This window comes from Streptomyces himastatinicus ATCC 53653, from assembly GCF_000158915.1.
Lineage (GTDB): Bacteria > Actinomycetota > Actinomycetes > Streptomycetales > Streptomycetaceae > Streptomyces > Streptomyces himastatinicus.
In genome coordinates, this window is record NZ_GG657754.1 from 6,336,440 (window position 1) to 6,344,950 (window position 8,511).

4 protein-coding genes and 1 pseudogene are annotated in these 8,511 nt (G+C 71.6%); 3 read left to right on the forward strand and 2 right to left on the reverse strand.

The window, feature by feature from the left end; genetic code table 11:
• Positions 1 to 180, reverse strand: a pseudogene (locus tag SSOG_RS54930) (hypothetical protein); the annotation flags it as partial.
• A gap of 1,120 nt (positions 181 to 1,300) precedes the next feature.
• On the opposite strand from SSOG_RS54930, the gene SSOG_RS26975 reads away from it, so the two are divergent.
• On the forward strand, positions 1,301 to 1,807 hold the full coding sequence (locus SSOG_RS26975) for a DUF6912 family protein (protein WP_009717430.1): 507 nt from the start codon (positions 1,301 to 1,303) through the stop codon (positions 1,805 to 1,807).
• Between the two features lie 16 nt (positions 1,808 to 1,823).
• Positions 1,824 to 2,492: an HAD family hydrolase gene (locus SSOG_RS26980; RefSeq protein WP_009717431.1), complete on the forward strand. Its 669-nt coding sequence runs from the start codon at positions 1,824 to 1,826 to the stop codon at positions 2,490 to 2,492.
• 94 nt (positions 2,493 to 2,586) lie between these two features.
• Here the strand turns inward: SSOG_RS26980 and SSOG_RS26985 are convergent, their stop codons facing one another.
• On the reverse strand, positions 2,587 to 3,168 hold the full coding sequence (locus SSOG_RS26985; RefSeq protein WP_009717432.1) for a DJ-1/PfpI family protein: 582 nt from the start codon (positions 3,166 to 3,168) through the stop codon (positions 2,587 to 2,589).
• A 428-nt stretch (positions 3,169 to 3,596) separates the two neighbouring features.
• Here SSOG_RS26985 and SSOG_RS26990 point away from each other — a divergent pair.
• A partial coding sequence (locus SSOG_RS26990) for an NAD-glutamate dehydrogenase (protein ID WP_039938799.1) occupies positions 3,597 to 8,511 on the forward strand: 4,915 nt, incomplete at its 3' end.

Below are 8,511 nucleotides of genomic sequence, written 5' to 3' on the forward strand. Positions count from 1 at the left end.
TAAGGCGGTCGCACCGCCGGGCGTGCTGTCCGCCCGCCGTACGGGGGCGCCGCCCGGCCTCCGGGAATCGCGCCGCCCCGGCGGCCCGCCACGGCCCCCGGCCCCACCGCTCCGGCGCCGTGCGGCGGTGCCCGCCGCGCCCCGGTCGGTCCGCGTCGTCGTCCGGGTGATCTCGTGCATGCGTCCCGCCGTCTCTGCCGGGCCCGGCGAAATACCGGGCAGTAGCTTTCCGTCGAGGAGACTTCTACCGACGCGTTTCCGCCACCCGCAACGCCCGTCCCCAGGCCCCCGGACCCGGCCGGGGACTTCACCTATCCGGGGGAATCGATCCGGTGGAAGGACTGGTGGCGGCGTGGGGGACGGCAGCCGACCCCGGGCCCGCAGCCCCCCGGAAATACCCCGAACGGGGACCGGCAGCCCCGGCCGACCGAGCTGCCGCGGCCCGGGCGGCAGGCGCCGTGCCGCCCGGGCGTGCGGCCGTTCCGGGATGCGGTGGGCCGGGGGCGGGCAGCGGCAGGCCGGGTCTCTTGGTCTTGGCGCCACCGCCGCTGTCCCGGCCGAGCGCGGTGGACCGCCGGGGCGGGGCGCAGCGGCGGTGCTATGCGGGCGGTCGCCCGTCTGTCCGGGCTGCGGCGATTCGGATGCGGGGGAGCGGGGACCGGCAGGCCCGGCCCTCCCGGTCCCGTTGCTCGTGTCGAAGGCGGCCATGTCGCCGCTTCGACCGAGCTCTGTGGGCCGCCGGGGCGCAGCGCCAGCGCCACGCGGGCGGCGCGGCGGGCGGCCGGGTGGACCGGGCGGCCGGGCGCCGTTGCCAGGGCGTGCGGCCGTTCCGGGATGCGGTGGGCCGGGGGCGGGCAGCGGCAGGCCGGGTCTCTTGGTCTTGGCGCCACCGCCGCTGTCCCGGCCGAGCGCTGTGGACCGCCGGGGCGGGGCGCAGCGGCGGTGCTATGCGGGCGGTCGCCCGTCTGTCCGGGTTGCCACGATTCGGGTGCTGGGGAGCGGGGAGTGGTGGTGCCACCGCCGCTGTCCCGGCCGAGCGCGGTGGACCGCCGGGGCTCGGCGTCGGCGCGATGCGGGTGGTGGCCCGGCTGATTGAGGTGCCGCGCTGGGTGCCTGCCCGCCGGGCCGTTCCGGGATGGGGCGCGGGCCGGGTCTCCGCGGGCCGTCGCGAAACGCCCCTCGGGCACCACGCTCCGGCCGGGAGCATCTCCCAGCGGTAGCTGGGGGAAAACCCAGCCCTCAAAGCGGAGGCGTCGAACGTATGCTGGCGGGACCTGATGTCTCGTGAAAGCGGCGGCCCATGCGCGTCTACGTCCCCCTGACCCTCTCCGGTCTCGCCGAGGCTCACAAGACGGGAGAACTGGGGCCGGGGCCGCTGACCGCGTATGCCGTGACGCCCGCGCTGCGCGAGTGGTACGTGTCGGACGACATCGAGGAGCTGGAGTACGCCGCGCTCAGCCGGGCCGCGCAGGCGTCCCTGCGGCTGCTCGCCGTGGACCCGCAGGTGCCGCGGCGGCGCGTGGTGGTGGCCCTGGACGTGCCCGACGGGCAGGCGGTCGCCGACCCGGACCGGGGGCTGGACCAGTCCGCGCTGGGGGAGGTGCGGATCGCCGCCGCCGTACGGCTGACCGAGGCCGCGGCGGTGCACCTGGACGCCGGGGACGCCGAGCGGGACGTCGCCGCGGCGGCCGACGCGCTGGGCGCGGCGGACCTCGGGGACGACGACGCGCAGTTCACGGTGGACGGCGCGGAGGACCACGAGCTGATGTGGTACGCCACTCAGGAGATCCCCAATCTCATCGAGTAGGCCGTACCGTCGAGGGATGGGGACGAACCACGTGACGCACATCGTGTGGGACTGGAACGGCACGCTCTTCCACGACATCGACGTCGTGATCCAGGCGACGAACGCCTCGTTCGGGGAGATCGGCCTGCCGCCGATCACGCTGGAGCGCTACCGGGAGCTGTACTGCGTACCCGTTCCGCTCTTCTACGAGCGGCTGATGGGGCGGCTGCCCACCGATGAGGAGTGGGAGGTCATGGACGAGGCCTTCCACCGGCACTACTGGGCGCTGGCCGAGAGCGCGGGGCTGGCGCTGGGCGCCCGGGAGCTGCTCACGGAGTGGCAGTCGGCGGGGCTCACCCAGTCGCTGTGCTCACTGGCGCCGCACGAGAACCTGATGCCCCTGGTGCGTACGCACGGCATCGAGCGCCACTTCGTCCGCGTGGACGGCCGCACCGGGCAGAGCACCACCGGCAAGGCCGAGCAGATGGTGCGGCACCTCGCCGCGCTGGAGCGGGTGCCGCCGCAGCGGGTCGTGGTGATCGGCGACGCGGTGGACGACGCGGTGGCGGCCCAGCACGTCGGCGCGCGGGCGGTGCTCTACACGGGCGGCTCGCACAGCCGGACCAGTCTGCTGGCCGCCGGGGTGCCGGTGGTCGACACCCTGGAGGAGGCCGTGCGAGAGGCCGAGGCGCTGGCTGACAGCTGACGTCTGACGGGTAGCAGGTAGCAGATATCGGCTGACAGCCAGCGAGTATCAGCTGACAGGTAGCAGCTGACAGATATCAGAAACTGTCAGTCACTCACGCCACCGGCGCCTTCGTCCGCAGCACCGCCAGGAACTCCCGCATCCACACCGGATGGTCCGGCCACGCCCGCGACGACACCAGCGTGCCGTCCACCACGACCTCCGCGTCCTGGAATGTCGCCCCCGCCCCCTGCATGTCCAGCTCCAGCGCCGGATACGAGGTCACCCGCCGCCCGGTCAGCGCGCCGACCGCCGCCGTCAGCAGCGGGCCGTGGCAGATCTGCGCCACCGGCTTGTCGGCGTCGAAGAACGCCTTGCAGATCTTGCGCAGCTCCGGGTCGTTGCGCAGGTATTCCGGGGCCCGGCCGCCCGGGATCACCAGGGCGGCGTACTGCCCCGGGTCGACTTCGGAGAAGGCGAGGTCGGCGGGGAAGCTGTAGCCGGGCTTCTCGGTGTAGGTGTCGTAGCCCTCCTCGAAGTCGTGCACCACGAAGCGCAGCGTTTTGCGGGAGGGGGCCGCGATGTGTACGTCGTAGCCTTCCTCGCGCAGGCGCTGGTACGGGTAGAGAACCTCCAGGGATTCGGCCGCGTCCCCGGTCACCAGCAGGATCTTCGCAGTCGCAGCAGTGCTGCTCATGCCGCCCACCTCCACGTTTCCACGCTTACCACCGTCGATGTCACCCTGCATCCGCGCCAGAGGTTTGCCAAGGGCGCATGAGCTGGGCGCGCGCTCTCCCCCGGCTGTCCATTCCGTCAAACATCCGGGCCCGATTTTGTACACGAACGGCTCATGACGAGCCCCTGGGGTGGAGCGATAGCCTTACTGCGTGATCAGCGCGATAGTCCACGGGGGCAAGGAGGCCCTCGCTCCGAGCCCGGGGCGCCTCCGGGCCGGAGCCGCTGCCGCTGGTCGACGCCGCGTGGGGTCTTGGTCACTTACGGACGAGTACGCCGCGGCCTTCTCCCGATCCGGCATAACGTCGTACGTGACCGGATACCCCGAGTCGCGGCGTCATGCCACCGCCACCTATGTCACGCAACGGCGCGCGACAGGAGCCAGAGGACATGCAGACCAAGCTGGACGAAGCCAAGGCCGAGCTGCTCGCACGGGCCGCCCGGGTCGCTGAGAACAGCCCTGCCGGGGGGCAACCACCGGTACAGGGCCCGGGCCCGGAGACCCTGACCGCATACCTCCAGCACTACTACCTGCACACGCCACCCGAGGATCTCGCGGACCGCGACCCGGTCGACGTCTTCGGCGCGGCGCTCTCGCACTACCGTCTTGCCGAGGCGCGCCCCCAGGGCACGGCGAACGTCCGGGTGCACACGCCGACCGTCGAGGAGCACGGCTGGACGTGCAGCCACTCGGTGGTCGAGGTGGTCACCGACGACATGCCGTTCCTGGTCGACTCGGTGACCAATGAGCTGACCCGCGCGGGCCGCGGCATCCATGTGGTGATCCACCCGCAGGTGGTCGTGCGGCGCGACATCACCGGCAAGCTGATCGAGCTGCTGGAGGCCTCGTACGACCGCAAGGCCCGCGAGAACCTGCCGCACGACGCCGTCGTCGAGTCCTGGATCCACGTCGAGATCGACCGCGAGACCGACCGCGGCGACCTCAAGCAGATCACCGCGGACCTGCTGCGCGTCCTGTCCGATGTCCGCGAGGCCGTCGAGGACTGGGACAAGATGCGCCAGTCGGCGCTGCGGCTGTCCGAGGAGCTGCCCGCGGAGCCCAAGGCCCCCGAGGTGCGCGACCAGGAGGTGGAGGAGGCACGTGAGCTGCTGCGCTGGCTCTCCGACGACCACTTCACCTTCATCGGCTACCGCGAGTACGAGCTGACCCAGGCGCCCACCGAGGCCGGTGGCGAGGAGGACGTGCTGAGCGCGGTGCCCGGCACGGGCCTGGGCATCCTGCGGTCCGATCCGGCCCACCAGGACACCGACGAGAGCGCCCACGCCGGGGCCGCCCCGGTGTCCCCATCGTTCAACCGGCTGCCGGCCGACGCCCGCGCCAAGGCCCGTGAGCACAAGCTGCTGGTCCTCACCAAGGCCAACAGCCGCGCCACCGTCCACCGGCCGTCGTACCTCGACTACATCGGTGTGAAGAAGTTCGACGCCGAGGGCAATGTGATCGGCGAGCGCCGCTTCCTGGGGCTGTTCTCGTCCGCCGCGTACACCGAGTCGGTGCGCCGCGTCCCGGTCATCCGGCGCAAGGTCGAGGAGGTGCTGGCGGGCGCCGGGGTCGGGCCCAACAGCCACGACGGCCGTGACCTGCTCCAGATCCTGGAGACCTACCCGCGCGACGAGCTGTTCCAGACCCCGGTCGACCAGCTCCGCTCGATCGTCACCAGCGTGCTCTACCTCCAGGAGCGGCGCCGGCTGCGGATGTTCCTGCGGCAGGACGAGTACGGGCGCTACTACTCGGCGCTGGTCTACCTGCCCCGCGACCGCTTCACCACCGATGTGCGGCTGCGGCTGACCGACATCCTGCTGGAGGAGCTGAGCGGCCGCCCGCCGGTCGACTTCACCGCCCTGCACACCGAGTCGGTGCTGTCGCGGCTGCACTTCGTGGTCCGCGTCCAGCCCGGTACGGAGCTGCCCGACCTGACCGACGCCGATGTCGAGCGCATCGAGAACCGGCTGGTCGACGCCGCCCGCTCGTGGGCCGACGGGTTCTCCGAGGCCCTGGTGTCGGAGGTGGGTGAGGAGCGCGCCGCCGAGCTGCTGCGCCGCTACCAGCACGCCTTCCCCGAGGGCTACAAGGCCGACCACACGCCGCGCGGCGCCGTCGCCGACCTCCAGCACGTGGAGCGGCTGACCGCCGAGGGCAGCAAGCAGGACTTCGCGCTCAGCCTGTACGAGCCGGTCGGCGCGGCCCACGCCGAGCGCCGCTTCAAGATCTACCGGGCGGGCGGCCAGGTGTCGCTGTCGGCCGTGCTGCCGGTGCTCAACACGCTCGGCGTCGAGGTCGTCGACGAGCGCCCGTACGAGCTGCGCTGCGCGGACAAGACCACCGCCTGGATCTACGACTTCGGGCTGCGGCTGCCGCTGCGCGAGGGCGAGGCCCTCGCCGACGACGCCCGTGAGCGCTTCCAGAACGCGTTCGCCGCGGTGTGGACCGGCCAGGCCGAGAGCGACAACTTCAACCAGCTGGTGCTGGGCGCCGGTCTCGACTGGCGGCAGGCCATGGTGCTGCGCGCGTACGCCAAGTACCTGCGGCAGGCCGGGTCCACCTTCAGCCAGTCGTACATGGAGGACACCCTCCGTAACAATGTGCACACCACCCGGCTGCTGGTCTCCCTCTTCGAGGCCCGGATGTCGCCCGAGCGGCAGCGGGCGGGTCTTGAGCTGACCGACGCCCTGATGGAGGAGCTGGACGCGGCGCTGGACCAGGTGGCCTCGCTCGACGAGGACCGCATCCTGCGCTCGTTCCTCACCCTCATCAAGGCCACCCTGCGCACCAACCACTTCCAGAAGAACGGGCAGGGCGAGCCGCACGACTACCTGTCGGTCAAGCTCGACCCGCAGGCCGTGCCCGATCTGCCCGCGCCCCGCCCGGCGTACGAGATCTGGGTGTACTCGCCGCGCGTCGAGGGTGTGCACCTGCGCTTCGGCAAGGTCGCGCGCGGCGGCCTGCGCTGGTCCGACCGGCGTGAGGACTTCCGTACCGAGATCCTGGGCCTGGTCAAGGCGCAGATGGTGAAGAACACGGTCATCGTGCCGGTCGGCGCCAAGGGCGGATTCGTCGGCAAGCGGCTGCCGGACCCGTCGGTGGACCGGGACGCCTGGCTGGCCGAGGGCATCGGCTGCTACAAGACCTTCATCTCCGGTCTGCTCGACATCACCGACAACATGGTCGGCGGCCAGGTCGAGCCGCCGAAGGACGTCGTCCGGCACGACGGCGAGGACACCTACCTGGTCGTCGCCGCCGACAAGGGCACCGCGACCTTCTCCGACATCGCCAACGAGGTCGCCCAGTCGTACGGCTTCTGGCTCGGTGACGCGTTCGCCTCCGGTGGTTCCGCGGGGTACGACCACAAGGGCATGGGCATCACGGCGCGCGGCGCCTGGGAGTCCGTCAAGCGGCACTTCCGCGAGCTGGACCACGACACCCAGAGCGAGGACTTCACGGTCGTCGGCGTCGGCGACATGTCCGGTGACGTGTTCGGCAACGGCATGCTGCTGAGCGAGCACATCCGGCTGGTCGCCGCCTTCGACCACCGGCACATCTTCATCGACCCCAACCCGGACGCGGCCACCTCGTACGCCGAGCGCCGCCGGCTGTTCGAGCTGCCGCGCTCGTCCTGGGAGGACTACGACACCGAGCTGATCTCGGCGGGCGGCGGCATCCACCCCCGTACGGCCAAGGCCATCCAGATCACCCCGCAGGTGCGGGCCGCGCTCGGCATCGAGACCAAGGTCGCCAAGATGACCCCGGCCGACCTGATGAAGGCCATCCTCAAGGCCCCGGTCGACCTGCTGTGGAACGGCGGCATCGGTACGTACGTGAAGGCGTCCACCGAATCGCACGCCGACGTCGGCGACAAGGCCAACGACGCGATCCGGGTGGACGGCCAGGACCTGCGGGCCAAGGTCGTCGGCGAGGGCGGCAACCTGGGCCTGACCCAGCTCGGCCGCATCGAGTTCGCCACCAACGGCGGCCGGATCAACACCGACGCGATCGACAACAGCGCCGGGGTGGACACCTCCGACCACGAGGTGAACATCAAGATCCTGCTCAACGCGCTGGTCACCGAGGGGGACATGACGGTCAAGCAGCGCAACAAGCTGCTGGCCGAGATGACCGACGAGGTCGGCGCGCTGGTGCTGCGCAACAACTACGCGCAGAACGTGGCGCTCTCCATCTCCGGCGCCCAGGCCCCCAGCCTGCTCCACGCCCACCAGCGGCTGATGCGCCGGCTGTCGCGCGAGGGACGGCTGGACCGCGGGCTGGAGTTCCTGCCCGCCGACCGGGTCATCCGCGAGCGGCTGACCGCCGGACGCGGACTGACCCAGCCCGAACTGGCCGTGCTGCTCGCCTACGTCAAGATCACCGTGGCGGACGAGCTGATCGGCACCGACCTGCCCGACGACCCGTACCTCCAGCGGCTGCTGCACGCCTACTTCCCGCAGGCGCTGCGCCAGACCTTCCCCGAGCACCTCGACGGGCATGCGCTGCGCCGCGAGATCATCACCACGGTGCTGGTCAACGACACCGTCAACACCGCCGGTTCGACCTTCCTGCACCGCATGCGGGAGGAGACCGGGGCCTCCACCGAGGAGGTCGTGCGCGCCCAGACCGCGGCCCGGGCGATCTTCGAGCTGGGGGCGATCTGGGACGAGGTCGAGTCGCTGGACACGGTCGTCGCCGCCCAGTTCCAGACCCGGATGCGGCTGCACTCGCGGCGGCTCGTCGAGCGCGGCACCCGCTGGCTGCTCAACAACCGGCCGCAGCCGCTGGAGCTGGCCGGGACGATCGACTTCTTCGCGGAGCGGGTCGCCGCGGTGCGGGCGCAGCTGCCCAAGCTGCTGCGCGGCGGCGACATCGAGTGGTACCAGCGCATCCATGACGAGCTGACCGCCGCCGGTGTCCCCGACGAGCTGGCCACCCGGGTGGCGGGCTTCTCGTCCGCCTTCCCGACGCTGGACATCGTCGCCATCGCGGACCGCACCGGCAAGGAGCCGCTCGCGGTCGCCGAGGTCTACTACGACCTGGCCGACCGGCTGTCGATCAGCCAGCTGATGGACCGCATCATCGAACTGCCGCGGGCCGACCGCTGGCAGTCCATGGCCCGCGTCTCCATCCGTGAGGACCTGTACGCGGCCCAGGCCGCCCTGACCTCCGACGTCCTGTCGGTGGGCAACGGCGGTTCGACGCCGGAGCAGCGGTTCAAGGCCTGGGAGCAGAAGAACGCCGCGATCCTCCAGCGGGCGCGGACCACACTGGACGAGATCCAGTCGTCGGAGACGTTCGACC